The 24,439-nt window shown below is 65.1% G+C and carries 23 protein-coding genes and 1 riboswitch; of the genes, 9 read left to right on the forward strand and 14 right to left on the reverse strand.

The genetic code is table 11. The features are described from left to right. From MGN01_RS09410 to carB, 7 genes are all read right to left on the reverse strand, one after another. On the reverse strand, positions 1 to 267 hold the full coding sequence (locus MGN01_RS09410; RefSeq protein ID WP_147046349.1) for a YARHG domain-containing protein: 267 nt from the start codon (positions 265 to 267) through the stop codon (positions 1 to 3). A gap of 67 nt (positions 268 to 334) precedes the next feature. Further along, positions 335 to 1,225 carry a LysR family transcriptional regulator gene (locus MGN01_RS09415; RefSeq protein WP_147046350.1) on the reverse strand — a complete coding sequence of 297 codons (891 nt, stop codon included), beginning with the start codon at positions 1,223 to 1,225 and terminating at the stop codon, positions 335 to 337. A gap of 260 nt (positions 1,226 to 1,485) precedes the next feature. Beyond that, the gene (gene trxB, locus MGN01_RS09420) at positions 1,486 to 2,463 is read right to left on the reverse strand and encodes a thioredoxin-disulfide reductase (protein ID WP_147046351.1); all 978 of its coding nucleotides are present in this window, start codon (positions 2,461 to 2,463) and stop codon (positions 1,486 to 1,488) included. Between the two features lie 56 nt (positions 2,464 to 2,519). Then, on the reverse strand, positions 2,520 to 3,536 hold the full coding sequence (locus MGN01_RS09425) for a mitochondrial fission ELM1 family protein (RefSeq protein WP_373319146.1): 1,017 nt from the start codon (positions 3,534 to 3,536) through the stop codon (positions 2,520 to 2,522). Positions 3,537 to 3,553: 17 nt separating this feature from the next. Beyond that, positions 3,554 to 4,018: a hypothetical protein gene (locus MGN01_RS09430; protein WP_147046438.1), complete on the reverse strand. Its 465-nt coding sequence runs from the start codon at positions 4,016 to 4,018 to the stop codon at positions 3,554 to 3,556. Between the two features lie 67 nt (positions 4,019 to 4,085). Further along, complete coding sequence (gene greA / locus MGN01_RS09435; RefSeq protein ID WP_174804575.1) at positions 4,086 to 4,562, reverse strand: transcription elongation factor GreA; 477 nt, start codon at positions 4,560 to 4,562, stop codon at positions 4,086 to 4,088. 124 nt (positions 4,563 to 4,686) lie between these two features. Further along, positions 4,687 to 8,160, reverse strand: coding sequence for a carbamoyl-phosphate synthase large subunit (carB, locus tag MGN01_RS09440; RefSeq protein WP_147046354.1), 3,474 nt, complete (start codon positions 8,158 to 8,160; stop codon positions 4,687 to 4,689). 306 nt (positions 8,161 to 8,466) lie between these two features. On the opposite strand from carB, the gene MGN01_RS09445 reads away from it, so the two are divergent. After that, positions 8,467 to 8,910: a pseudoazurin gene (locus MGN01_RS09445; protein ID WP_147046355.1), complete on the forward strand. Its 444-nt coding sequence runs from the start codon at positions 8,467 to 8,469 to the stop codon at positions 8,908 to 8,910. A gap of 73 nt (positions 8,911 to 8,983) precedes the next feature. On the opposite strand, the gene MGN01_RS09450 is transcribed toward MGN01_RS09445, so the two are convergent. Both MGN01_RS09450 and carA read right to left on the reverse strand, forming a co-directional pair. After that, positions 8,984 to 9,361 carry a hypothetical protein gene (locus MGN01_RS09450; protein ID WP_147046356.1) on the reverse strand — a complete coding sequence of 126 codons (378 nt, stop codon included), beginning with the start codon at positions 9,359 to 9,361 and terminating at the stop codon, positions 8,984 to 8,986. Positions 9,362 to 9,534: 173 nt separating this feature from the next. After that, complete coding sequence (gene carA / locus MGN01_RS09455; protein WP_147046357.1) at positions 9,535 to 10,764, reverse strand: glutamine-hydrolyzing carbamoyl-phosphate synthase small subunit; 1,230 nt, start codon at positions 10,762 to 10,764, stop codon at positions 9,535 to 9,537. Positions 10,765 to 11,015: 251 nt separating this feature from the next. Between carA and MGN01_RS09460 the strand changes: the two genes are divergently transcribed. Then, complete coding sequence (locus MGN01_RS09460; protein WP_147046358.1) at positions 11,016 to 11,480, forward strand: GatB/YqeY domain-containing protein; 465 nt, start codon at positions 11,016 to 11,018, stop codon at positions 11,478 to 11,480. A 54-nt stretch (positions 11,481 to 11,534) separates the two neighbouring features. Here MGN01_RS09460 and MGN01_RS09465 read toward each other — a convergent pair whose 3' ends face one another. Then, the gene (locus tag MGN01_RS09465; RefSeq protein WP_147046359.1) at positions 11,535 to 11,807 is read right to left on the reverse strand and encodes a pilus assembly protein PilZ; all 273 of its coding nucleotides are present in this window, start codon (positions 11,805 to 11,807) and stop codon (positions 11,535 to 11,537) included. Positions 11,808 to 12,094: 287 nt separating this feature from the next. On the opposite strand from MGN01_RS09465, the gene dnaG reads away from it, so the two are divergent. Both dnaG and rpoD read left to right on the forward strand, forming a co-directional pair. Next, the gene (gene dnaG, locus MGN01_RS09470) at positions 12,095 to 14,011 is read left to right on the forward strand and encodes a DNA primase (protein WP_147046360.1); all 1,917 of its coding nucleotides are present in this window, start codon (positions 12,095 to 12,097) and stop codon (positions 14,009 to 14,011) included. Between the two features lie 168 nt (positions 14,012 to 14,179). Further along, a complete protein-coding gene (gene rpoD / locus MGN01_RS09475) occupies positions 14,180 to 16,180 on the forward strand; it encodes an RNA polymerase sigma factor RpoD (RefSeq protein WP_147046361.1) in 2,001 nt (666 codons plus the stop codon). Between the two features lie 67 nt (positions 16,181 to 16,247). Here the strand turns inward: rpoD and MGN01_RS09480 are convergent, their stop codons facing one another. Further along, positions 16,248 to 16,610: a hypothetical protein gene (locus MGN01_RS09480; RefSeq protein WP_147046362.1), complete on the reverse strand. Its 363-nt coding sequence runs from the start codon at positions 16,608 to 16,610 to the stop codon at positions 16,248 to 16,250. A 371-nt stretch (positions 16,611 to 16,981) separates the two neighbouring features. On the opposite strand from MGN01_RS09480, the gene MGN01_RS09485 reads away from it, so the two are divergent. Beyond that, positions 16,982 to 18,325, forward strand: coding sequence for an adenylate/guanylate cyclase domain-containing protein (locus MGN01_RS09485; protein WP_147046363.1), 1,344 nt, complete (start codon positions 16,982 to 16,984; stop codon positions 18,323 to 18,325). Between the two features lie 87 nt (positions 18,326 to 18,412). Here MGN01_RS09485 and MGN01_RS09490 read toward each other — a convergent pair whose 3' ends face one another. Next, entirely contained in the window at positions 18,413 to 19,066 is a 654-nt protein-coding gene (locus MGN01_RS09490) for a DUF4142 domain-containing protein (RefSeq protein ID WP_147046364.1), read from the reverse strand. A 164-nt stretch (positions 19,067 to 19,230) separates the two neighbouring features. Next, on the reverse strand, positions 19,231 to 19,746 hold the full coding sequence (locus tag MGN01_RS09495; RefSeq protein WP_238258429.1) for a retropepsin-like aspartic protease family protein: 516 nt from the start codon (positions 19,744 to 19,746) through the stop codon (positions 19,231 to 19,233). A 204-nt stretch (positions 19,747 to 19,950) separates the two neighbouring features. Next, a riboswitch (TPP riboswitch) is annotated at positions 19,951 to 20,071 on the forward strand. A 65-nt stretch (positions 20,072 to 20,136) separates the two neighbouring features. On the opposite strand from MGN01_RS09495, the gene thiO reads away from it, so the two are divergent. From thiO to MGN01_RS09515, 4 genes are read left to right on the forward strand one after another with little or no spacing between them, the layout of a single operon-like run. Beyond that, positions 20,137 to 21,372, forward strand: coding sequence for a glycine oxidase ThiO (thiO, locus tag MGN01_RS09500; RefSeq protein WP_147046365.1), 1,236 nt, complete (start codon positions 20,137 to 20,139; stop codon positions 21,370 to 21,372). Next, positions 21,369 to 21,578 (forward strand): sulfur carrier protein ThiS, encoded by a 210-nt coding sequence (gene thiS / locus MGN01_RS09505; protein ID WP_147046366.1) that lies wholly within the window; start codon positions 21,369 to 21,371, stop codon positions 21,576 to 21,578. Before thiO ends, thiS begins: the two co-directional genes overlap by 4 nt. A gap of 24 nt (positions 21,579 to 21,602) precedes the next feature. Continuing rightward, positions 21,603 to 22,406: a thiazole synthase gene (locus MGN01_RS09510; RefSeq protein WP_147046367.1), complete on the forward strand. Its 804-nt coding sequence runs from the start codon at positions 21,603 to 21,605 to the stop codon at positions 22,404 to 22,406. Beyond that, on the forward strand, positions 22,403 to 23,167 hold the full coding sequence (locus MGN01_RS09515; protein ID WP_373319213.1) for a thiamine phosphate synthase: 765 nt from the start codon (positions 22,403 to 22,405) through the stop codon (positions 23,165 to 23,167). The genes MGN01_RS09510 and MGN01_RS09515 overlap by 4 nt, the downstream gene beginning before the upstream one ends. A 146-nt stretch (positions 23,168 to 23,313) precedes the next feature. Here the strand turns inward: MGN01_RS09515 and MGN01_RS09520 are convergent, their stop codons facing one another. Beyond that, complete coding sequence (locus MGN01_RS09520; protein ID WP_147046368.1) at positions 23,314 to 24,348, reverse strand: alpha/beta fold hydrolase; 1,035 nt, start codon at positions 24,346 to 24,348, stop codon at positions 23,314 to 23,316. Positions 24,349 to 24,439: the final 91 nt, after the last annotated feature.

Here is a 24,439-nt window from a genome sequence, read left to right on the forward strand (position 1 = left end):
CTACTGCGGGCAGCCGTAGGACTGCTCGTAGGCCTTGAGCTCGGCGACCTGCGCGCGCTGGCGAGCGGACAGCGGCACATCCTCGACGGCGTCGTAGGTGCAGCCAGCATTACCAAAGGCGCGGATCGCGCGCGGTGTCCGGAAGCAGTAGCCCTGCTGCTTGTAAATTGCGTTGCGCTGGTACCAGGCGTCCTCGCAGCCGCCGGCTCGGGCCTCGAATACCCCCGCCGATAGCGCCAGCACACCGACCGTCGCTAGATATCGCATGAAGATCCTCCCAGAATGGGGATCTTTCGACCATGTCCTGGGCGACCTGTCGAGCGAGCGCGGCCCTTTAGAATGCCCAGCGCTGGGCCTTGTTGACGAGGAAATCGCGGAACGCCTGGACACGGGCGACGGAGCGCATCTCCTCCGCATAGACGAGATAGCTCTCCATGCTGGGCATCTCGCTCTCGCGCAGGATCTGGACGAGGCTCTGGTTCCCGTCGATGGCGTAGTCCGGCAGGATGCCGATGCCGGCGCCTGCGCGCATGGCCTCGTGCAGCGCCGCGACGTTGTTGACCGTGAAGCTGATCGGCCGCCGTTCGCGGCCCTCGCGCCCGATGCTGGCAAGATAGTGGGTCGCGAGCAGGTAGGACGGCTCGTTACCCCCGAACGAGACCAGGCGATGGTCGTCGAGTTCGTCGAGCGTCTTCGGCTCGCCGAAGCGCTTGATGTAATCCTCGCTGGCGAAGGCGTGATAATGTACCGTGAATAGCCGCCGCTGGATCAGGTCCGGCTGGGCGGGTCGGCGCATCCGGATGGCGATGTCGGCCTCGCGCATGGCGAGATCGAGTTCCTCATTGGTGAGGATCAGCTCGATGCGCACCTCCGGATAGAGATCGAGAAATTCGGAGACGCGCTGAGCGAGCCACGAGGTGCCAAGCCCGACCGTGGTGGTGACGCGCAGATCGCCCGAGGGCCGCTCGCTGGTCTCGACGAGACGAGCCTGTGTATTCTCCAGCCTCAGCTTCATGTCCCGCGCAGCGCGGAACAGGAGGTCGCCCTGCTCAGTCAGGATCAGGCCGCGCGCATGCCGGTGGAACAGCGGCGCCTTCAACTCACGTTCCAGCGCGCTGATCTGCCGGCTGACCGCTGACTGGCTCAAGCCGATGTCATCGCCTGCGCGCGTGAAGCTTCCAGCCTCCGCGACGTTGAGAAATATCCGGATCTTGTCCCAGTCCAAGGCCGTGCCTCCCGTACGCATACCGGGGCACGCCCCGTTCGGCTTCTGCCGAGCAGACCATCACCCCCGGGCGTCGTCCGGCCAGCCCCCAAATCCCTCGCGACAGGATCGTACCGGGAAGCCCCGTCACGCCTTCGCCGGACGGAATTTCACGCTGCCGGCGTCTACCGTCGTCCAACAGCTTAAGCTGTTAGACTTGCGAATTGGTTGCGAATGTCACGGTGTCAACATCTTAGCTGACGATGACCTGCAACCGAGGATTATTCGGCCGCTGCCTGGGTTGGATTCTCGCCGATTTCGAGGTTCGCCAGGAACTTCTCGGCCTCGAGTGCGGCCATGCAGCCCATGCCCGCCGCCGTCACTGCCTGACGGTAGACGTCGTCGGTAACGTCGCCAGCCGCGAAGACGCCGGGGATCTCAGTCTCGGTCGTGCCGGGCTTCACTGTGAGATAGCCGCCATGGCGTGTCGGTAGCTGTCCCACGAATATCGCGGTGGCGGGCTGGTGGCCAATGGCGACGAAGACGCCCTCGGTGGCGTGCTCCTTGACCGCTCCGGTGCGGACGTCCTTGAGGCGCAGATGTGTCACGGACGGTGCCGGCTCGGTCTTGCCGCAGATCTCTTCGACGGTGTGGTGCCAGATCACCTCGACGTTCGGATGCTTGAACAGGCGCTCCTGCAGGATGCGCTCCGCCCGGAACTCGCCGCGGCGGTGGACGACGGTGACCTTGCTCGCGAGATTGGCGAGGTAGAGCGCTTCCTCGACCGCGGTATTGCCGCCGCCGATCACCGTGACCTCCTTGCCGCGAAAGAAGAAGCCGTCGCAGGTTGCGCAGGCCGAAACGCCGAAGCCCTGAAACTTCGCCTCGGAAGGGAGACCGAGCCACTTGGCCTGGGCGCCGGTGGCGATGATGAGCGCGTCACAGGAGTAGGTCTCGCCGGAATCGGCGGTAAGCCGGAACGGTCGCGTCTTGAGATCGACCTCGGTGATGTACTCGGACACGATCTTGGTGCCGACATGCTCTGCCTGGAGGCGCATCTGCTCCATGAGCCAAGGGCCCTGGATGGCGTCGGCGAAGCCGGGGTAGTTCTCCACATCGGTCGTAATCATGAGCTGCCCGCCGGGCTGGAAGCCGGAGATCAGCAGCGGCTCGACCAGCGCCCGCGCGGCGTAGATCGCCGCGGTGTAGCCGGCCGGCCCGGAGCCGATGATCACGAGCTTCGCGTGTGTATGGGCCATCTCATCCGTCTCCTGATCCACGTCTCCGGTCCGAAACCGTCAGCGCGTGAAAGGGCTTAAACTGGGTCTCGCGTGCCGTCGCCCGGCGTTGCGAGGCGCCGTTGATGCTCGACGAACGCTCGTGCCATCGTCTCGGCGATGTCAGGCGTGGCATCGATCGGGTCGTATTGCAGGGATTCCAGCCGTCCAACGAATGTCTTCAGGGCGCCGGCCATGGCAAGCCCCGCGAACATCCGCCTGTGCCGGATGTATGTCTTCGGCAGATCGAACAGAAGAAGCGGAACGCCAGTGCTCGCCGCCTCGCCGACCATGTTAGCGGAATCCGAGGTAACGACGACCTGATCGGCAAGCGCCAGCATCGCGACGTAGGGATTGGTGCCGCTGCCGTCCCAATAGAAGCCGCCCTTGTCCACGACGAGCGCCTCCAGCGCCGCCCGAAGCGCGTCCGGCGTGCGGCGCGACACGGTCAACATCAATGACGCGCCACCATCGGCGAGGGTCGAGAGGTGCTTCACCAGCCGTTTCATGTCGGCCGGGCGGTAGCTCAGATGGCGGCTGTTGCCTCCCACCAGGACAGCAACCCTCGGCCAGGGGAGGACAGCCAGACGCGGATCGGGCGCGGCACGTGCCGCCTGCAGCCGCTCGCGCGAGACCTGATGTGGCGCCGTGAGCGTTGTGAACACGTTCGGCCCGCGCAGGTCGTCGAAATCCGGAACCCAGATGAAGTCGGCGGCCTTGTGGCCGGTACGCGGGTCCTTGAGGAAGGCCGAGAAGGTTCGGTTGCGCGAGGCTTTCCGGACGGCACGCATGTATGGAACGGCGCGCCGGCCGGACGCGATCACGATGTCCGGCAGAGGACCAGCCAACGTCCCGCCCTCGCGTCCCGGCGCATCGCGGGGGTCGAGTGGTCCCCAAGGCGCCGTCCAGTTGAACGGCCTACGGGGGATGCGGCGCAGCTCGAAAGGAAGCTTCAGGTATTCGGCGATTCCGAGACACTGGTTTTCGTCGCCGGCCTTGCCGTCGGTGACGATCCAGGTCGAGTATCGCGACAAATCCGGGATCGACTCACTCACCAATACGCCTTCGACCGTCATTCGGCCGGCAACGTGCGCACGAGCCATTGGGCGTACTGCTCGGCGATGGCAGCGATGCGGCGGCGCTCGGAGGCTGGATCGTACCAGGCTCCGCCCGAGCTTGCGGGAAGAACGGCGAGTTGCGGATGGCGCGCGAGCACCTGCCCGTTCGCGCCGACGAGCAGCGCCTCGCCGTCGAGATAATCGTTCGATCCGCCACCTCCACCACGGCCGCCGCGTCCACTGTTTCCGCTGCCGGCATAGGCATTCAGCGACAGGCTGCGCACGACGACGACGAGGCTCGGGCCGCGTCCGCCGATGCGGCCGGCGAAGGCTTGCCGCAGCGCGAGGGTGAGATCGGCACGCAGGGCTTCCGCCTGCGCTCCGCCACCCTCAGCCAGAAACGGCCGCACGTCGACCCGCACGGAGGCGAACCGGCCGAAACCGGACGCGGCCTGCGTCACGCTCGCTTGCGCGAGCATCAGGCAGAGCAGGGCGGCAGCCGCGATGCCGCCGACCGTACGCACGGCGATCGTGATCGGCCTCACCTCAGCCGCCGTACTTGATCTCAAGCACTTCGTAGGACTTTCCGCCATTCGGCGTCGTGACCTCGACGGTGTCGCCGACGCCCTTGCCGATCAGCGCACGGGCGATCGGCGAGGAAATCGAGACCCGGCCGGCATGCACGTCGGCCTCGGGCTCACCGACGATCTGGTAGCTCTTCTCTTCCTCGGTGTCGTCGTCAACGAGCTTCACCGTGGCGCCAAACTTGATCCGGTCGCCCGAGAGCTTCGAGACGTCGATGACCTCTGCACGGGCGATCATGCTCTCGAGTTCGAGCACGCGTCCCTCGTTGTGGGACTGCGCTTCCTTGGCAGCATGATACTCGGCGTTCTCGGAAAGATCGCCATGCGCGCGCGCCTCGGAGATCGCCGCGACGATACGAGGACGCTCCACCTGCTGGCGATGCTTCAGCTCCTCTTCCATAGCCGCGAAGCCACGCACCGTCACCGGAACCTTGTCTATCGCCATCGTCTCACGCCGCAATTGAAGAGGCCCGGCCGGGAGCGGACGCTCCCTCCGGGCCAACTACGAGATTATCCGGGCCGCCCCAGCGACCGGACCTTGAGGAACCTGCCGCCGTCGCGGCTCAGGCCGCGAAATATTCCTGCAATGCGCGCACCCGGAGGTCTCCCTCCAGATAGGCTTTGATTCCCTCAGCCGCCGCCATCGCACCCGCGAGAGTGGTGTAGTACGGCACTTTATGCAAGAGGGCCGTCCGCCGGAGAGACCGCGAGTCGGAGAGCGCTCCTGCACCCTCCGTCGTGTTGAAGACGAGCTGCACATCGCCGTTCTTGATCGCATCGACGATGTGCGGGCGGCCTTCCAACACCTTGTTCACCCGCTCGGCCGGGATGCCGTTCTCGGCGAGGTAGCGCTGGGTGCCCCCCGTCGCCAGCACGCCGAACCCGAGCTCGTGCAGCGCCCTTACCGCCGGCAGAATCCGCTGCTTGTCGTCGTCGCGGACTGAAACGAAGACCGTTCCCGCGCGAGGCACTGCGGTGCCCGAGCCGAGCTGGCTCTTGGCGAAGGCCACGCCAAAGCCCCCATCAAGGCCGATTACCTCGCCGGTCGAGCGCATCTCGGGGCCGAGCAGGACATCGACGCCCGGGAAGCGGGCGAAGGGGAAGACCGCTTCCTTCACCGCGATATGATCGAGCTTCTTCGGCTGCAGGCCGAAGCTCGGCAGGCGCTCACCGGCCATGATGCGCGCCGCGATCTTGGCGATGGGCTCGCCGATGACCTTCGCGACGAAGGGGACCGTGCGCGAGGCGCGGGGGTTCACCTCCAGCACGTAGATCGTGCCGTCCTTGATTGCGTACTGGACGTTCATCAGGCCGCCGACCTTGAGGGCCAGCGCCATGGCCTTGGTCTGCCGCTCCAACTCCGCCAGGATTTCCGGCGAGAGAGAGCGCGGCGGCAGCGAGCAGGCGGAATCCCCTGAATGGATGCCTGCCTCCTCGATATGCTCCATGATGCCCGCGACGTAGACCTCCTCGCCGTCACAGACCGCATCGACGTCGACCTCGACCGCATCCGACAGATAGCGGTCGAACAACAGCGGGTTCCGGCCGAGCACCGTGTTGATCTGGCCGGTCTTGTCGTTCGGGTAGCGTGCCTTGATGTCCGACGGAATCAGGCTCGGCAGCGTGCCGAGGAGATAATCCGCGAACTGCGCCTCATCACGAATGATGGCCATGGCGCGGCCGCCGAGCACGTAGGAGGGCCGCACCACGAACGGCAGGCCGAGCTCCGAGGCGATCAGCCGGCTCTGCTCGACGGAATAGGCGATCCCGTTCTTCGGCTGCTTCATGCCGAGCTTGTCGAGCAACCGCTTGAACTGGTCGCGGTCCTCTGCGAGGTCGATCGCATCAGGCGAGGTGCCGAGGATCGGTACGCCTGCCGCTTCTAGCGCGCGGGCGAGCTTCAGCGGGGTCTGGCCGCCGAACTGCACGATCACTCCGTGCAGCGTGCCGGCCTGTCGCTCGGTCTCGATGATCTCCAGCACGTCCTCAGCGGTCAGAGGCTCGAAGTAGAGCCGGTCCGAGGTGTCGTAGTCGGTCGAGACCGTCTCCGGGTTGCAGTTGACCATGATGGTCTCATAGCCCGCATCCGACAGCGCGAAGCAGGCGTGACAGCAGCAATAGTCGAACTCGATGCCCTGACCGATCCGGTTGGGACCACCGCCGAGGATGATCACCTTCTTCTTGTCGCTCGGCAGCGCTTCGTCGGCGACAGCGCCCGCGAAAGGCGCGACGTAGGTGGAGTACATGTAGGCAGTCGGCGCCTTGAACTCGGCGGCGCAGGTATCGATGCGCTTGAAGACCGGGCGGACGTCGAGCGCGCGGCGCCTGGCGCGCACCGCCTCCTCTTCCGTCCCTGTCAGCACGGCGAGCCGCGCATCGGAGAAGCCGGCAGCCTTGAGCTGGCGGAAGGCGGCGGGCGTGGTCGGCAGGCCGTGAGCCTTCACACGCGCCTCCAAGTCGATGATCGCCTGGAGTTGCTCGAGGAACCACGGGTCGATCTTGCAGGAGGCGAAGACCTCCTCGTGGCTGACGCCGAGCCGCAGGGCCTGCGCCACCTTGAGCAGGCGGTCGGGCGTCGGGATGCCGATGGCTGCCTTGATGGCGTTGTGGTCGTCGCCCTTGCCGAGGCCTTCGATTTCGATCTCGTCGAGGCCTGTGAGGCCGGTCTCCAGCGAGCGCAATGCCTTCTGCAGGGACTCCGCGAAGCAGCGCCCGATCGCCATGGCCTCGCCGACCGACTTCATGGCCGTGGTCAGGGTCGGCTCTGCGCCCGGGAATTTCTCGAAGGCGAAGCGCGGGATCTTGGTGACGACGTAGTCGATGGTCGGCTCGAACGAGGCCGGGGTCGCGCCGCCGGTGATGTCGTTGGCGATCTCGTCGAGGGTGTAGCCGACAGCGAGTTTGGCGGCGACCTTGGCGATCGGGAAGCCAGTGGCCTTCGAGGCGAGTGCCGAGGAGCGCGAGACGCGCGGGTTCATCTCGATCACGATCATGCGCCCGTTCTCGGGGTTGATCGCGAACTGCACGTTGGAGCCACCAGTCTCGACGCCGATCTCGCGCAGCACCGCGAGCGAGGCATCGCGCATCACCTGATATTCTTTGTCGGTGAGTGTCAGCGCGGGCGCGACTGTAATGGAGTCGCCGGTATGGACGCCCATCGGATCGATGTTCTCGATGGAGCACACGATGATGCAGTTATCCGCCTTATCGCGGACAACCTCCATCTCGTACTCCTTCCAACCGAGCACACTCTCCTCGATCAGAACCTCGTTGGTGGGAGAGGCGTCGACGCCGCGCTCGACGATGTCGAGGAACTCCTCCCGGTTGTAGGCGATGCCGCCGCCAGTGCCGCCCATGGTGAAGGACGGGCGGATGATCGCAGGCAGGCCGATCTCGGCGAGCGCAATCAGGCCCTGTCCGAGGGCATGCTCGATGTAACGACGACGGCGCTCGCTCTCGCCGCTGGCCCATTGCCGCTCGAACTCGGCGAGCGCGGCCTCGCGCGCAGCCGGATCGCCGTTTGAAGCCTCTATGCGCGCCTTGTCGGCGAGGTAGCGGTCGCGGTCTGCCTTCTTCGCGACAGACGCGTTGGCCAGGGCCGATTTCGGCGTCTCCAGGCCGATCTTCGTCATCGCCTCGCGGAAGAGATTGCGGTCCTCCGCCTTATCGATGGCCTCCGCCGTGGCGCCGATCATTTGGACGCCGAACTTCTCCAATACGCCCATGCGCTTGAGCGACAGCGCGCAGTTCAACGCGGTCTGGCCGCCCATGGTCGGAAGCAGCGCGTCGGGACGCTCTTTCTCAATGATCTTGGCGACGATCTCCGGTGTGATCGGCTCGACATAGGTGGCGTCGGCCATGTCCGGGTCGGTCATGATCGTTGCTGGGTTCGAATTCACCAGCACGATGCGGTAGCCCTCCTCACGGAGCGCTTTGCAGGCCTGGGTGCCGGAATAGTCGAACTCGCAAGCCTGTCCGATGATGATCGGACCCGCACCGATGATCAGAATAGAGGAAATGTCGGTGCGTTTCGGCATCTTTCGCCTTGGGTCGCGTGCATGTCTGCGGCCGCGCGCATTCGCCCCCGCGCGACGCCGAGGGGTCGGCGAAGTTCGAGGCCGGCTGACGCAGGAATGATCGTTAGGCCCCGCGTTTACACGCAGCCGCTCGGGTTTGAAAGGGCGTCCGACCGCCGAGCCGGGGACAGGCTCACAACCCATGTAGAAGTATAACTATTCAATTTAATAAGTATATCAGAATATTTGATGAATTGATCGAAGACATTTATTTGAGATGACCGACGGTAAGCGTCGGTCAATTTCAGAATTATTATGAGGAAAAGGATGACGCCCTTCAGAACGCTTCTCGCGGTCTCACTGCTCGCAGCGACCTGCGTGTCGGCTCAGGCTGCCGAGTTCACGGTGAAGATGCTCAACAACGGCCCTGGCGGGATGATGGTCTTCGATCCGGCCTTCACAAAAGTCGCACCGGGCGACACGGTGAAGTTCCTGGCGACCGACAAGGGCCACAACGTCGAGACGATCAAGAACATGGCGCCGGAGGGCGTCGCCCCCGTCAAGGGCGCGCTCGGCAAGGATGAGACCATCACCTTCGAGAAGGAGGGCGTCTACGGCTTCAAGTGCGCGCCGCATTACATCATGGGCATGGTCGCCATGGTGGTCGTCGGCTCGAACCTCGAGAATCTCGAGAAGGCCAAGGGTCTGGAGCAGAACAAGATGGCCAAGCAGCGCTTCGAGCCGCTCTGGGTCAAGGCCGAGGCCAAGTAGTCTTCAGCGGAATCCGGACAGCAAAAAGCCGGGCCGATCTATCGGCCCGGCTCGATCCTACGAGCGCAGAGTCTCAGAACGCGGCGTGGAGTGCGGCCACGGCCCGGTCGATCGAAAGATAGAAGACGCCGAAGGCGACAGCCGCGGCGGCGGCGAATTCGTGCGCTTGGTTTGGCAATGTCTGGAAGCGGCGCATCGTCTCGCGGCCGAAATAGACCGAGAGCCAGGCGAGCGTCAGGACCGCCGGCATCACGAACAGATAGGAGAGCGTGCTCTCGACGCGGGTCGAGCTGGCCATCGGTTCGATCAGAGCGCGAATGTTGCGGACCCACGGCGTGTAGAACGCAGCGTAAGATGCGGTGAGCCACGCGAGGCCGACGGCGATGCCGAGATGCAACGTGAAGTGCCGATGCAACCGCGAGAAGTCGTCACGCGCGTCGTCGAGCGTCATCCGGAAAATCCCATCGATCCGAAAGTCACCGGGAGCGATGCCACGAGGGTCCGCACGCCGGCTGCGATGAAGGTCGAGTGCCGTTCAAGCTGGGATTTTTTATGGCCGGACGGTGCCGAGACCATGCCCTTAAGCTACCCGCCGCATCGTGCGGCGGGCAGGTAACCGAAAGGTCACTTCGCCTGACCGGCAGCCCCTGTACGATGCTCGCGCATCAGGCTGACGAAGCGCTCGAACAGGTAGTGGCTGTCGCGTGGGCCTGGGGAGGCTTCGGGATGGTGCTGAACTGAGAAGGCCGGGCGGTCGGTGAGCGACAATCCGCAATTCGAGCCGTCGAAAAGCGAGACATGAGTCTCGACCGCTGTCTCTGGTAAACTCTTCGGATCGACCGCGAAGCCGTGGTTCATCGACACGATCTCGACCTTGCCGGTCGTATGGTCCTTCACCGGATGGTTCGCGCCGTGATGGCCCTGGCCCATCTTCACGGTACGGCCGCCGAGCGCCAAGCCCATGAGCTGGTGGCCGAGGCAGATGCCGAATGTCGGCACGCGCTTCTCCAGCAACTCCTGGATGACCGGGACAGCGTAGGTGCCGGTCGCGGCCGGGTCGCCGGGACCATTTGAGAGAAATACGCCATCGGGTTTGAGCGCCAGGATGTCGGCGGCGGGCGTGGTCGCGGGTACCACGGTGACGTCACAGCCAGCCTGAGCCAGCAGGCGCAGAATGTTGCGCTTCACGCCGTAATCGATCGCGACGACGCGGTAACCGTCACCGGCCGGCCGGCTGCCATAACCGGCCTTTACCGTCCAGGTGGTCTCGCCCCAGGTCGTGCGCTCGCGGCTGGTGACCGGAGGCACGAGATCGAGACCCTCCATCGGGGCAAGCGCCGCGGCGCGCGCCTTCAGCGCCTCGCGGTCGAACCGGCCCTGCGGATCGTTGGCGATCACTGCGTTCGGCATGCCGCGGTCGCGGATCAGCGCGGTCAGCGCGCGGGTGTCGATCCCTGTGATGCCGACAATGCCGCGGGCCTTGAGCCAGCCATCGAGATGCGACGAGGAACGCCAGCTCGACGGCCGCGTGACGGCGGACGCAATGACCGCCCCGCGCACGCCCGAGGCCGGAGCCGCGTCGAGGCTCTCGAGGTCTTCGTCGTTCGTGCCGACATTGCCGATATGCGGGAAGGTGAAGGTGACGATCTGGCCGGCATAGGACGGGTCGGTCAGAATTTCCTGGTAGCCCGTCATTGCCGTGTTGAAGCAGACCTCGCCGTCGGCGACGCCCTGGTGGCCGATTCCAAAGCCTTCGAGAATCGTTCCGTCGGCAAGCACGAGCAGCGCCGTAGCGAGGGGCTCGCTCCAGGGCTCGGGTGCGGGGCGCGCAGAAGCGGCGGCGTCTTGGAGCATCGATCTGATCCGGATGGCTCTCAGCCGCATTCCGGCGCGCACAGGGCGCACGCATGCGGCGAGCGATTACGTTGCACATAGCGATCCGGTCGCGCCGGGGCAACGTTGCAGGGTATGGGGCTCTTTATCGCGCACAAATGATGAGTTGTGGCAGCCCGCCCGAAGACGCTTGGCCGACAGACATGCTGGCGGAGGAGCGTCGGACCGTATAGGCAGCGCCGCTTGGAAGAACGAGCCGTCAGGAACCTACCATGCTGCGCGAGCGCCTCACCGCCGAGATGAAGGCTGCCATGAAGGCCGGCGAGAAGGACAAGCTCTCGACCGTCCGCATGATTCAGGCCGCCCTCAAGGACAAGGACATCGAGGCGCGCGTCTCGGGCTCCGGCACTGGTCAGATCGACGAGGCCGAAATTCTCGCGCTGCTGCAGAAGATGATCAAGCAGCGTAACGAGGCTGCTGGCGTCTACGAGCAGGGCGGCCGTCCCGAACTCGCAGCGTCCGAGCGCTCCGAGGTCGCGATCATCGCGAGCTTTCTGCCGCAACAGATGGACGAGGCAGAGACCCGCGCGGCCATCCAGGCTGCCATCGCCGAGACGGGCGCTGCCGAGCCGAAGGACATGGGCAAGGTCATCGCGGCGCTGAAGGCCAAGTATGCCGGCCGGATGGATTTCGGGAAGGCCAGCGGCTTCGTGAAGGAGACGCTCGCCGGCAAGTAATGGCGCGCCGATCAAGGCGTGACCCAACCAACCTCAGCCGGCATCCGTGGTGCGTTATGCGGATGCTGGACCTAAGCCATGCTCGAACACCACGGCGAGCCGGCGCCCATCGCGACGCACGACGGTGCAGATGCGCGGACGTCTGTGCGGCCCGATGGCGAGGTTGAAGCGGTCCGGGATCTGCCCAGGCTCGGAGACCTCGATCATCGCGCCACATTGAGACTCATCCCAGACGAGGCAGTCGAGCTGCAACGGCCGCTCATCGAGATAGATCGAGCCGAACAGAAACGCGTTCTTGCGCGGTTCCAATCGGCGGTTGTCGGTCATGGTAAGCGTCCGGGGTACGGAAGGCGCGACGCTTACAGCGGCCCATTAACAAATCGTTCGGTGGTTACTCTGGGTTCGCCCGGGTCGGCCGCCATACACAGGCTGGCAGACCTCGATAAGATCGGATCCCTGTGGAGAGGCTGTGGATGGCTAAGCTCGGGCCGCGATCTGCTGCCGATGGCGCGCGTCCGAGCGACGAGATGGTACTAGAGCGTTGAGACTCTACCGGGGTCGATGCGGTACACTCTCCGATCCATTGATCCCGCCGACATCCGCGACCGGACCCGTTGCGTTACCCGCCACACATCCTCGAAGAGATTCGTGCGCGAATTCCGGCTTCCGACGTGGTCGGCAGGCGCGTGCGGCTGAAGAAGGCCGGGCGCGAGTGGCGCGGGCTGTCGCCGTTCAACTCCGAGAAGACGCCGTCCTTCTACGTCAACGATCAGAAGCAGTTCTATCACTGCTTCTCCTCCGGCAAGCACGGGGATGTCTTCCGGTTCCTGATGGAGACGGAAGGCCTGAGCTTCCCCGAGGCTGTCGAGCGCCTCGCGAATGAAGCGGGCGTGGTTCTGCCGAAGCCTTCGGCCGAGAACGAGCGCGCGGAGGAGCAGCGCAAGGGCGCGCTCGAAGTGATGGAACTCGCCGCCGTCTATTTCGAGGAGCAACTCAGGGGGCCACGAGGCTCGCAGGCCCGCGACTATCTCGATCGCCGGGCGCTGGGAGAGGGCGTGCGCCGCCAATTCCGCCTCGGCTACGCGACCGGCGACCGCTACGCTCTGCGCGACTATCTCGCCGGCAAGGGTGTCGATAAGGCGCTGATGCTCGAACTCGGCCTGCTAACCACCAGCGAGACCGTCGCGGTCCCGTACGACAAGTTCCGCGACCGGGTGATGTTTCCGATCGCCGATGTCCGCGGTCGCGTTGTCGCGTTCGGCGGCCGCGCCATGCAAGCGGAGGTCAAGGCCAAGTACCTGAACTCGCCGGAGACGCCGCTCTTTCACAAGGGCAGGATGCTCTACAACCTGCATGCCGCGCGAAAGGCAGCCCATGACCGCGGCACAATCATCGCGGTCGAAGGCTATATCGACGTCATTGCGATGACACTCGCCGGTCATGCCGAGACGGTCGCCTCTCTCGGCACGGCGCTCACCGAGGACCAGCTCGGCCTCCTCTGGCGCCATGGAGACGAGCCGATCCTGTGCTTCGATGGCGACAAGGCCGGCCAGAAGGCAGCCTTTCGGGCGCTCGACGTGGCGCTGCCGATGCTGGAGCCGGGCAAGTCGCTTCGCTTCGCAATGCTGCCGCAGGGCCAGGACCCCGACGACCTTTTGCGTTCCGGCGGAGCCGGCGCGATCGATGCCGTGCTGGAAGGTGCACGGCCTCTCGTCGAAGTCTTGTGGGCGCGCGAGACCGAAGCGGGGCCGCTTGATACGCCCGAGCGAAGGGCCGGGCTCGCCCGCACCCTGCGCGAGGCGGTCGCGGGTATCCGCGACGAGACCGTTCGCCGCTTCTACCGAGACGATATCGAGAATCGTCTGCGCGAGATATCTGGCGCGCGAAACGCGCGCGGTGACTACCGAGGCGCCATCCAGCCTGGGCGACAGAATGGCGAGCCGATGCGCCGGCGCGCGCGTCCGGGAGATCCGCCGCCATCGCCGCGGATCGATTTCAAATTCAGCCCGCTCCTGTCGAGTGCAACGCCGCCCCCGCAGGGCGGCGCCTTTCAGGAGCGCGAGGCGATGATCATCTCAAGCCTGATCGTCCACACCGAATTGTTGGCGATTGAGGAGGAAGACCTCTCGCAGCTCGACCTCGACAATCCCGACGCGCAGGCCCTCCGCTCGGCCCTGCTCGACCACGTCGCCGAGGGGGCAGCATCCGATTCGGAGGTCATGGCGGCCCGGCTGGAGCGCGCGGGGCTCACGGAGGCGTCGGCGCGTCTCATGGCTCTGGTGAGGCCCGGAGACCGTTGGGCGCTCGACCCGCATGCGGATCCTGCACGCCTGGAAACGACTCTCCGTCAAGCCGTGATCTTGCACCGCAAGGCTGGAACGCTAAATAGCGAACTCCGCCAAGCGGAACGTGCCCTTGTCGACGAACCATCCGAGGCCAATTTCGCTTGGCTATGTGACGTCAAGGAAAGATTGGCGGTAATCGCCAGCGCGGATGCCGACGCGGAGGATCCGGAGACGGACGACATCTAACGCTGTGACGCGCGATGCAAATCGCTGCGCATGGTTAACGGTCGGTCAAGCAGGCATGCGTAGACCGAGTTCATCGGCCGGTGACGACCGGCATCCGAATTGCGGCTTTCAACCGGGCCATGCGAGCGCTCGCATCCGGTGCGGCCGCCACGAAAACATAGGCTGAGCATGGCAACGAAGGCAACCGAGCGGGACGACACCGACGTCGCTCAAGAGCAGCAGACGGATGGTCCTCTGCTCGATCTGACCGATGCTGCCGTCAAGCGCATGGTCAAGCTCGCGAAGAAGCGCGGCTATGTGACCTATGAAGAGGTCAATGAGGTTCTGCCGGACGGTCAGGTCGACGGCGATCAGATCGAGGACGTCCTGGCCCAGCTCGACGACATGGGCATTCGCGTCATCGAGAGCGAGGAGACCGAGGAGAGCACCTCCGAGAAAAAGCCCAACGGCGAAGCTTCCGAAGAAGAGGAAACCTCCGAGGGTGGCGAGGTCGCCGAGGCCGGGCCGACGCGCGCCGTCGCCGTCACGACCACCACCAAGGAGCCGACCGACCGCACGGACGATCCCGTGCGAATGTACCTGCGCGAGATGGGCTCGGTGGAGCTGCTGTCTCGCGAGGGCGAGATCGCGATTGCCAAGCGCATCGAGGCCGGCCGCGAGGCGATGATCGCGGGTCTCTGCGAAAGCCCGCTGACCTTCCAGGCCATCATCATCTGGCGCGACGAACTCATCGACGGAAAGGTGTTGCTCCGCGACATCATCGATCTCGAAGCCACCTATGCCGGCCCGGACGCCAAGACGGCGCCGCAGGTGGGCGAGGGCGAAGAGCCTGACGAGGCCGAGAGCGAAGATGGTCCGACGCCGCCCGAGGGTGGCGACGACGAAGACGATATGGAGAACAACGTCTCGCTTGCCGCGATGGAAGCCGAGATCAAGCCGCGCGTTCTCGAGACCTTCGACGCAATCGCGAACAACTACCGCAAGCTTCGCAAGCTCCAGAACGAGGCGAACGACCGCCAAGCCACGGGCGAGGGCTCAACGACGGCTCAGGACAAGAAGCAGAGCGAGCTGAAGGAGATCGTCGTCACCGACGTGAAGTCGCTCTCGCTTAACGCCAACCGAATCGAGGCGCTGGTCGAGCAGCTTTACGACATCAACAAGCGCCTGATCTCGCATGAGGGCCGCCTGATGCGCGCCGCCGAGAACCACGGCGTAGCCCGCGATGAGTTCCTGCGCCACTACCAGGGCTGGGAGCTCGACCCGAACTGGATGGAGCGCGTCGGCGCCCTCGGCGGCAAGGGCTGGAAAAACTTCGTCGAGAAAGGCGGCCGGCAGGTCGCGGACCTGCGCGAGCAGATCCTGACGCTCGCCTCCGAGACGGGCCTGCAGATCGGCGAGTACCGCAAGATCGTCAACATGGTCCAGAAGGGCGAGCGCGAAGCCCGTCAGGCCAAGAAGGAGATGATCGAGGCGAACCTCCGGCTCGTGATCTCGATTGCCAAGAAGTACACCAACCGCGGCCTGCAGTTCCTGGACCTGATCCAGGAGGGCAATATCGGCCTGATGAAGGCGGTCGATAAGTTCGAGTACCGCCGCGGCTATAAGTTCTCGACCTACGCCACCTGGTGGATTCGCCAGGCGATCACTCGCTCGATCGCCGATCAGGCCCGCACCATCCGTATCCCGGTGCACATGATCGAGACGATCAACAAGATCGTCCGCACCTCGCGCCAGATGCTGCACGAGATCGGCCGCGAGCCGACCCCGGAGGAGCTGGCCGAGAAGCTGGCCATGCCGTTGGAGAAGGTCCGTAAGGTCCTCAAGATCGCCAAGGAGCCGATCTCTCTCGAGACGCCGATCGGCGACGAGGAGGACTCTCATCTCGGCGACTTCATCGAAGACAAGAACGTCGTTCTGCCGATCGACGCGGCGATCCAGTCGAACCTGCGCGAGACCACGACGCGCGTCCTCGCTTCACTCACGCCACGCGAAGAACGCGTGCTGCGCATGCGTTTCGGCATCGGCATGAACACCGACCACACCTTGGAAGAAGTCGGCCAGCAATTCTCGGTGACCCGCGAGCGCATCCGTCAGATCGAAGCGAAGGCCCTGCGCAAGCTCAAGCATCCGAGCCGAAGCCGGAAGCTTCGGAGCTTCCTCGACAACTGAGGAAACCAAAACCAACTCGGCAACGCCCGTTTCTGCCCAGCAGGAGCGGGCGTTGCCGTTTCGAGGTTTATTCGGCCACGAAACGTGTCGTGCCAGTCTTCCGGTTCCAGAACAGGGTCACCTGACTGATGTTGCAGAGATTAACCTCACGGAATTCCGAGGCGTCGCCGTCATTGTAGACAACCCGGATATCCCACTTGCAGCCGCCGCCGCCCTCGAAGTTGATCTCGGCACTTTCGCCATCACCGATCGCGTCCTTGCCCATCACGTCCTTGCCCCATTTGGAGCTACTGACCGGGCCGACATAGACTTCGTCGATCTGATAGCCGGTCTTATTGACGATGGTGAAGTCTTGCTTGGCTTGAGCCATGGCGAGACTTGGCGCGAGGAGAAGAGCAAAGGCGGTGAGACGGAGGACGGAATTCAGCATCGGTGAAGCCCCAAAGTCGTCATGAAGGGCGGCCGGCTGATACCGATCCTTTGGACCCCTCGAATTCCGCATAGGGCTTGCGCCTCAGTCCGGCGTAAGGAAATGTTACGAAATGTTTCCAGCCGATGGCTTGCGCACACCTTTCGCGGAGGGGAAAACCACGCAGAGCGCTGATGCCCATGATTTTAAGGGCGTAACTTCGTCAAACGTTCGAGCGAAGTTACGTTCGAAGTGCGTGCCGTTCCGGTCTATGCTGACTGACCATCGAGGCGTGTGGCGTAATCGATCCCGAATGGGCCGCACCCCTTAGAACCTTACTTCGCTCCGTCGGTAAACCTTGCTTTGCCACGCAGCGTAACCACCTTGGCCATATGCTCCACGAGGACGCCACCACGACGACGCCCAAAGAGCTAGCACCCACCGCTTTCGCCGACGGCTCCGAGGCGCAGGACGTGCCCTTCGGCGCGATCCAGCCGAGTGTCGGCATTCGCGATTGGCTGCTTGGCGAGGGCGCTCGGCTGAAGAACGCGAGCGATCTCCTGGCGGGGCTGGCCCAGCGCCTGATCGATGTTGGGGTGCCGATTGATCGTGCATCGACGGCGATCGACACGCTGCACTCGGAATATTCGGGGGTTGGACGGGTCTGGACGCGCGACGCCGGAACCACCGTCAGGCTGTTTCCGCACGGTGAAGTCTCGGACGCGGCCTATCGGGAGAGCCCATTCTACGCCGTTCACCAGAGCGGCGAGTGGCTGATCCTCGATCTCGACGATACCCCGGACGACCTGTTCTCGATCATCCCGGAGCTCAAGGCCGAGGGATACACGAGCTACGTTGTCGTGCCGGTCTTCTTCACCAACGGCACTCATAACGGCATAACCTTCGCCACGCGCGCCAAGAGAGGTTTTGCGGACGAAGACATCGCGATCCTGCGCTTCATCATGCCGGCGCTCGCCGCGGTGATGGAGATGCGCATCGTCAACAAGCAGCTCGATCAGGTGTTGCGCATCTATGTCGGCGACGAGCCGCACCGAGCCATCCTTGCGGGTGACATCCGCAGGGGGCAGGTCAAGCGCATTCGCTCAGCCATCCTATTCGCTGATATGCGGGACTATACTCGCCTCTCCGCCGACCTGACGCCCGAGAAATCCGTCGAGCTCCTCAATCACTTCTTCGATTGCTTAGTGCCCGCCATTGAGCGGGAAGGCGGCGAAGTGCTGAAATATCTTGGCGACGGCCTGCTCGCGATCTTCCGCGAGCCTGGTGACGACCTCGGCGGTGCCGCGAAAGGCGCACTCATGGCGGCGCTCGCCTCGCTCTCAGCGCTCGCCGAGGCTAATGCCGTCGGCCGATTCGGCGACAAGCCCGTCGCTGCCGGCATCGCGCTTCATCACGGCGAGGCGGCCTACGGCAATGTCGGCTCCGGCACCCGGCTCGACTTCACCGTGATAGGCCGGGACGTGAACCTCGCCAGCCGTTTGGCACGTCTCAACCGGACGCTAGGCGAGCCGCTGCTGATGTCGAAGCCATTCGTCGACTTCCTCTGGGGCGATCCCGTTTCGCTCGGCAAGCATGGCCTCGACGGCTTCCCGGAGCCGATGGAGGTCTATCGTCCGGGCCGCTCACCGTCGGCCGGCTCCTGCAAGCATGTGGCTCATCCATCGGAAACCGCGGCGGCAGCCGCGATGCTAGTGGCGGCGCAGTCCGGGGACTGAGGCCTTCTCCGCTGCCGTCATGAGCCCCGCGACATCAGGCAGTTCGAGCGCGGATCGGCCGGGTTGCGCACCCGGCCGCCGCAGGCGTTACCCCGCGCGCTGACCATCCCGACCTTGCATCCGCGAAAGGATCGCGATGTGCTTGTCGATCAGTGGAAGTGCGCCTCGCGCGATACGGCGCAGCCCCGGATCTTCGCCGCTTTGCGCGTAGCTTCCGTGGATCTGGCGCGCTTCGAGATGCCCTTGCAGCGAGGCATTGACAAAGGCGGCGTCATATTCGGGGCCGCCCGGCTGCGCGGTGAGCTGCGAAAGGATCTGCGCCTTCTGACCATCCGACGTCATGGCCCGCGCCTGAGCCGGACCGCCGAGCACAGCACCAGCGGTTCCTATGGCGGCGCCCGCCACGCCCGTCGCCAACGCGAGCGGGGCGCCGATCAGGCCGCCGGGGCCAGCTGCTACATCTGGCACCGGAGCGTTGCCGGTATAAGCCGCGATCTTGCCAGACAGGTTGACCTGCTCGTTGACCTCGGCGCGCGTGAACGCCTTCAGACGCGGATTAGCCGTCTTCCCGTAGGCATCGCGCGCTGTGTTCTCGAGAAACAGGCCGCCCTTGGTTGCCATGCTCAGATAGACGGGTGTCGGCACCACGCCGGCTGGGGTCGGCTGAGCGATGGCCGTGCGTGTCACGGCGAGCGCTGCTGTGGCGGTAAGCATGCTAGTTAGGATATCACGACGGTGCATGGGAGCTCCTAGGAAGCGGGGATTGTCACCGGCACCTCCCGTCCAGGGTTGCCTGACATCCGGCGTAACCTCAGGGTTGCAACGGTGTTCCTCGACCTACGCTTAGCGTTCTCCGCCGAACACGTTCGGCTCGCATCGCGCCGGCTTTGCAGGTGAGCCGTCGCCTACCCCCGCAAGGTGATCCGCGTGCCCGCCACGTTGAACTCTCGTAGTCGCGACAGAAACGACATGCCGAGCAGGTTCGCGTTCAGCCGTCCTCGCGGCACCACCACGGCCTCGACATCGCGCACCGCGACTGGCCCGATCTGTAATAGGCGTATGCGGATTGGAGCGACGCGGACGGTGCCGTTGGCCGTACCAACCATCTGCGTAAAGTCATTGGGGCTAAGGCGGATGCCGAGACTCTCGGCTTCTTCCTCGCGGAAGGCGCAGTTCGTCGCGCCGGTATCGACCAGCATCGAGAGGGTGCGCCCATTGACGAGGGCGGTGGTCAGGAAATGGCCGCTGCGATCGGCGTGGAGTGCGATGGCGCCGGAAGAGGGGACGGATACGGACATGGCCGTCGGCATGGCATGCGAGTCCGAAGCGGTGCCGGCTGCTCCCTTCGTGAAGATGTGCCGACCGGCGATGAGCAGGCAGAGCGCAGCTGCACACAACACCCATCTGGTCAGGCTAGCCACGATCCGCCCCTCCCTGCACCGTGCCTGCTAGTGCACGGTTGTAGGGGTTAGCCGCGGCGCATGAAGAAAAGATCGCTGCCCAACGCCGTACCGCGCGAATGGCCTCCTGATCGCGCAGGGCGGTGAGCAAAGGATTTGCCACACCTCGCCAATTGTTGGGATCGCAGCGGGGATTGACCGCGCGCCCGTCTCGGCCCACATCAGGGGTGTTCCAGGGAGATCCCCGACAAGGGGCTGAGACACCGCTATCGCCATCGGGCAGCGCGGAAATCCTTCGAACCTGATCCGGTTCATACCGGCGTAGGGATTGGACCGCGGGCGTTCCCAGCACGCTCACTCAGCTTCACGAGAAGCGCGGCATCGATCCTTACGGGCAACCGTGGAGGCCTCGTGTCGGCTGTCCTGACGTCCCCGATCGGCCTGCGCCGCGGCATCGCTCCGCGGACGAATTCCGCTGCCCTGCCAGAGCGTTGTGACGTTGCCGTGGTTGGCGGCGGCCTGATCGGCCTCTCGATCGCCTGGCGGCTGGCCAAGACTGGACGCTCGGTCACCGTGATCGAGCGCGAGAGCGTTGGCGCTGGGGCGAGCCTCGCTGCGACGGGCATGCTGGCACCAGCGGCCGAGCACGAGCCGGGCTCCGACCTGCTGCTGCCGCTGGCCCTCGACAGCCTGCGCCGCTGGCCGGGATTTCGCGATGAATTGCAGAGAGATGCAGGCATTGACATCGATTATCGCGAGGGAGGCACGCTGGTACTCGCGATCGGCCGCGATGAGGTCGAGCGGCTGCGATTTCGCTATGACTTACAATGCCGTGCAGGCGTTGCAGCACAGTGGATCTCCGGTCCGGAGGTGCGGGCACGCGAGCCGCTGCTGAGGCCAAATGTAACGGCCGGCATCCATTGCCCGCTCGATGCGCAGGTCGATCCCCGGCTCGTGATGCAGGCGCTGGTGCATGCTTGTGAGCGTGCCGGAGTGCGTATCATCGAGCAGACGCGGGTCGAAGGCATCGGCAGGTCCAGCCAACACGCGGATCATGTTCTCGATCCTGTTCTGACCGGCCGGGGCGAGTTGCGCGCCGGTACGATCATCCTCGCCACCGGAGCCTGGAGCGGGGAGGGCGGTTTGCTGCCCGATTCCAACATTGTTCCTGTTCGGCCAATCAAGGGGCAGTCCCTGGCGCTGAAGACCACGCGGAGGACCGGCACGCTCTCTAGCATGGTCTGGACCGAGCAGATCCACATGGCTCCGAAGGCGGACGGTACGCTGATCGTCGGTGCGACGGTGGAGGATTGCGGGTTTCGCGAGGGCGTCACCGCCGGTGGGCTGTTCGCGCTCCTCGAAGGGGCACGCCGGGTGCTGCCGGGGGTCGAGGAGATGGAGGTCGATGCGGTCTGGAGCGGCTATCGCCCGACTTCGGACGACGATGCCCCAATCATCGATGTCCTGCCGAACGGCGTCATCGTCGCCACCGGCCATCACCGCAACGGCTACCTGCTCGCCCCCTCGACGGCCTACGCGGTGGCCGAGTTGGTGGAGCGGGGCAGCCTGCCGGATTACGCGCGCGGCTTCGGCCTCGGCCGGTTCGCGCAAGGCATACAGGACCAGCAGCAGAGAGCACGGGCATGAGGCTGATCGTCAACGGCGAGCCCTGGGACCATGAGGCGGCCGATGTCGCCGCGCTCTTCGCCATTGAGGCGGAGGAGCGCGAACTGCCGTCCGAGGGCATCGCCATCGCGCTGAACGGGCGCGTCGTCCGCAGGAAGGATTGGGCCGGCACCCCATTGAGCGAGGGCGATCGCATCGAGATCGTCCGCGCCATGCAGGGCGGCTGAACGAGACACACAGGGCCTTTCGCCATGACCCATCACGACACTACGCTCACCGCGCAAACCGGCGACGACCTCCTTGAGATCGCCGGCGTCAAACTCTCCTCGCGCCTGTTCATCGGCACGGCCGGCTATCCGACCCAGGGCATCATGGCCGAGTCGGTGCGCGCCTCGGGCGCCGAGGTCGTCACCGCCTCGATCCGCCGCGTCTCGCTGCAGGGCCACGGCTCGGACACGTTTCAGAAGCTCAAGGGCAAGCGCTTTCTGCCCAACACCGCCGGCTGCGAGACCGCCCGCGACGCGATCATGACCGCCGAGCTCGCCCGCGAGGCGCTCGACACCACCTGGATCAAGGTCGAGGTGATCGGTGACCGCGAGACGCTCTATCCGGACGTCACCGAGCTGATGGACGCCTGCCGCCACCTGATCGACGACGGCTTCACCGTGCTGCCCTATTGCAACGACGATCCCGTCATCTGCGAGCGCCTCGCCGATATGGGTTGCGCCGCGGTGATGCCGATGGGCTCGCTGATCGGCTCCGGCATGGGTGTCGCCAACCCGGCCAATATCGAGCTGATCTGCCGCCGGGCGAAGGTGCCGGTGATCGTCGATGCCGGCATCGGCACGGCCTCGGATGCCGTCATCGCCATGGAGCTCGGCGCCGCAGCCTGCCTGATCAACACGGCCGTCGCCAAGGCCGACGACCCGGTCCGCATGGCCGCCGCCATGCGACACGCGGTCGAGGCCGGCCGTCTCGCCCATCTGGCAGGACGCATCCCGCGCCGGGGCCGCGCCGAACCGTCCAGCCCGCAGCTCGGCCTCGTCGGCTCGTGATCCCGTCGCCGCTTCTCGTCGTCACCGATCGGCATGGCGCAGGCCGGCCGCTGACGGAGACGGTGAGCGCGGTGTTGGAGGGGGGCGCCCGCTGGATCTGGTTTCGTGACAAGGATCTGGAACCGGAGGCGCGACGCGCCCTGGCCACTGCGCTATTGCGGCTGGTCCGCAAAGTGGGAGGCCGCCTGACGATCGGCGGTGACGTCGGCCTTGCCGCCGAAATCGGCGCGGATGGCGTGCACCTGAGCGGTTCGGTTTTTGCCGGCTCCGTCATCGCGAGCGAAGCGAAACTGTCCAGCGAGCCGCAGCGCTTAGCCGACGCGGCTGGATTGCTTCGCTTTGCTCGCAATGATGGGGCTGGACCTCAGGCGACCAAGCAGCCGGGAACGGGCGTCGCTGACATTGTCGTCCAGGCCCGCCAGCGCCTGAATCCCGGCGCACTCGTCGGCCTCTCCGCCCACAGCCTCGCCGACATCCGGACGGCAGTGGAGGCCGGAGCCGACTACGTCACTCTCAGCCCGATCTTTGCGACGGCGAGCAAGCCCGGCTACGGCCCAAGCCTCGGCCTCGCCGCTTTGCGCGAAGCGGCAGGTCTCGGCCTTCCGGTCATCGCCCTCGGCGGCATCGGAGCGGAACAGGCTCGGCTCTGCCGCGAGGCCGGCGCGGCTGGAGTCGCGGTGATGGGCGGAGTGATGCGCGCGGATGATCCGATTGCCGAGACGCGCCTGCTCATCGCCGTAACATCAAGTCCCTCATCCTGACACGCGGCGGAGCGGTTCGGATGTTCGCTGATCTCGCCCACCGTCATCGCGAGCGCAGCGAAGCTGTGACCGTGGGGTCTCGAAACGCCGTGCAGCAGCGCGGACGCGGCGGTCTTGCGCCGCGTCCGGCCACACATCGTATCGGGTTACCGCTTCGCAATTCCCTCGATCAGGGCCCTGTTGAAGGTCTCGGGGTCGGACATCTGCGGCGCGTGGCCGAGTTCCGGGAACTCGACCAGCCGCGATCCAGGAATGGCCTTGGCCGTCGCCTTGCCGAGTTCGGGGTAGTGGCCGAGCGTCGGCTTCACGTCGGCCGGCGCCAAGTCCTTGCCGATCGCCGTGATGTCCTTCTGGCCGATCATCAGCAGCGTCGGCACCGTGATCTGGGGCAGGCGGTAGACCACGGGCTGGGTCATGATCATGTCGTAGAGCAGCGCCGAATTCCAGGCGACCTGCTCCTTGCCAGGCCCGCGATACAGGCCGGCAAGCATCTGCACCCAGGGCTCGTAACGCTCCTCCCAGTGGCCGGCGTAGTAGGTCGCCTTCTCGTAGTTGCGGATCGAGTCCGCCGAGGTCTTCAGGTCGCGCTCGAGCCATTGCGCCAGCGAGATCGGCGGCACCCCCTTCGCGCTCCAATCCTCGAGGCCGATTGGGTTGACCAGCACGAGCTGTGCAGTCTCCTTCGGGTAGAGCAGGGCGTAATGGGCAGCGAGCATGCCGCCGGTCGAGTGACCGATCACGATCGGGTTCTGAACGCCGAGCTTCCCGAGTAGGGCGTGGGTATTCTCGGCGAGCTGACGGAAGCTGAACTGGTAGGCGGCCGGCTTGCTCGACTTGCAGAATCCGATCTGGTCAGGCGCGACGACGCGGTAGCCGGCGCCGGACAGGGCGCGGATCTGGCTTTCCCAGGTCGCGGCGCAGAAATTCTTGCCGTGGAGCAGAACCGCAGTCTGCCCATTGGGGTGGTCGGGGCGGACATCGAGATAGGCCATCTGCAGCGGCTGGCGCTGGGACGTGAACTCGTAGCGCTCGACCGGGAACGGGTAGTCGAAGCCCTGGAGTTCCGGGCCGTATGCGGCCGTCGCCGGATCGCTCGACGCGGCCTGAACCGCGCCGCCGCCGAGGACAAGGTTGATCGCGAGGGCGATCGACAGCCCGAGGTTTCGTTTCGATGCCAGCATGGTGCGCGTCTCGATTTCGTCTCTGTGTCGGAGAGGCCGGAACGGCTTTCTGACGACGGCTGGCCTGTACGCCCTTCAGCGCCGAGTCAGC

Source organism: Methylobacterium gnaphalii (assembly GCF_007992215.1).
Taxonomy (GTDB): Bacteria; Pseudomonadota; Alphaproteobacteria; order Rhizobiales; family Beijerinckiaceae; genus Methylobacterium; species Methylobacterium gnaphalii.

Excerpts from the sequence above, each read along its gene's own strand:
- MGN01_RS09410 (WP_147046349.1), bottom strand. The coding sequence starts at position 267 with ATGCGATATCTAGCGACGGTCGGTGTGCTGGCGCTATCGGCGGGGGTA.
- trxB (WP_147046351.1), bottom strand. The coding sequence starts at position 2,463 with ATGGCCCATACACACGCGAAGCTCGTGATCATCGGCTCCGGGCCGGCC.
- MGN01_RS09430 (WP_147046438.1), bottom strand. The coding sequence starts at position 4,018 with ATGCTCGCGCAAGCGAGCGTGACGCAGGCCGCGTCCGGTTTCGGCCGG.
- carB (WP_147046354.1), bottom strand. The coding sequence starts at position 8,160 with ATGCCGAAACGCACCGACATTTCCTCTATTCTGATCATCGGTGCGGGT.
- MGN01_RS09445 (WP_147046355.1), top strand. The coding sequence starts at position 8,467 with ATGACGCCCTTCAGAACGCTTCTCGCGGTCTCACTGCTCGCAGCGACC.
- MGN01_RS09450 (WP_147046356.1), bottom strand. The coding sequence starts at position 9,361 with ATGACGCTCGACGACGCGCGTGACGACTTCTCGCGGTTGCATCGGCAC.
- carA (WP_147046357.1), bottom strand. The coding sequence starts at position 10,764 with ATGCTCCAAGACGCCGCCGCTTCTGCGCGCCCCGCACCCGAGCCCTGG.
- MGN01_RS09460 (WP_147046358.1), top strand. The coding sequence starts at position 11,016 with ATGCTGCGCGAGCGCCTCACCGCCGAGATGAAGGCTGCCATGAAGGCC.
- MGN01_RS09465 (WP_147046359.1), bottom strand. The coding sequence starts at position 11,807 with ATGACCGACAACCGCCGATTGGAACCGCGCAAGAACGCGTTTCTGTTC.
- rpoD (WP_147046361.1), top strand. The coding sequence starts at position 14,180 with ATGGCAACGAAGGCAACCGAGCGGGACGACACCGACGTCGCTCAAGAG.
- MGN01_RS09480 (WP_147046362.1), bottom strand. The coding sequence starts at position 16,610 with ATGCTGAATTCCGTCCTCCGTCTCACCGCCTTTGCTCTTCTCCTCGCG.
- MGN01_RS09485 (WP_147046363.1), top strand. The coding sequence starts at position 16,982 with ATGCTCCACGAGGACGCCACCACGACGACGCCCAAAGAGCTAGCACCC.
- MGN01_RS09490 (WP_147046364.1), bottom strand. The coding sequence starts at position 19,066 with ATGCACCGTCGTGATATCCTAACTAGCATGCTTACCGCCACAGCAGCG.
- thiS (WP_147046366.1), top strand. The coding sequence starts at position 21,369 with ATGAGGCTGATCGTCAACGGCGAGCCCTGGGACCATGAGGCGGCCGAT.
- MGN01_RS09510 (WP_147046367.1), top strand. The coding sequence starts at position 21,603 with ATGACCCATCACGACACTACGCTCACCGCGCAAACCGGCGACGACCTC.
- MGN01_RS09520 (WP_147046368.1), bottom strand. The coding sequence starts at position 24,348 with ATGCTGGCATCGAAACGAAACCTCGGGCTGTCGATCGCCCTCGCGATC.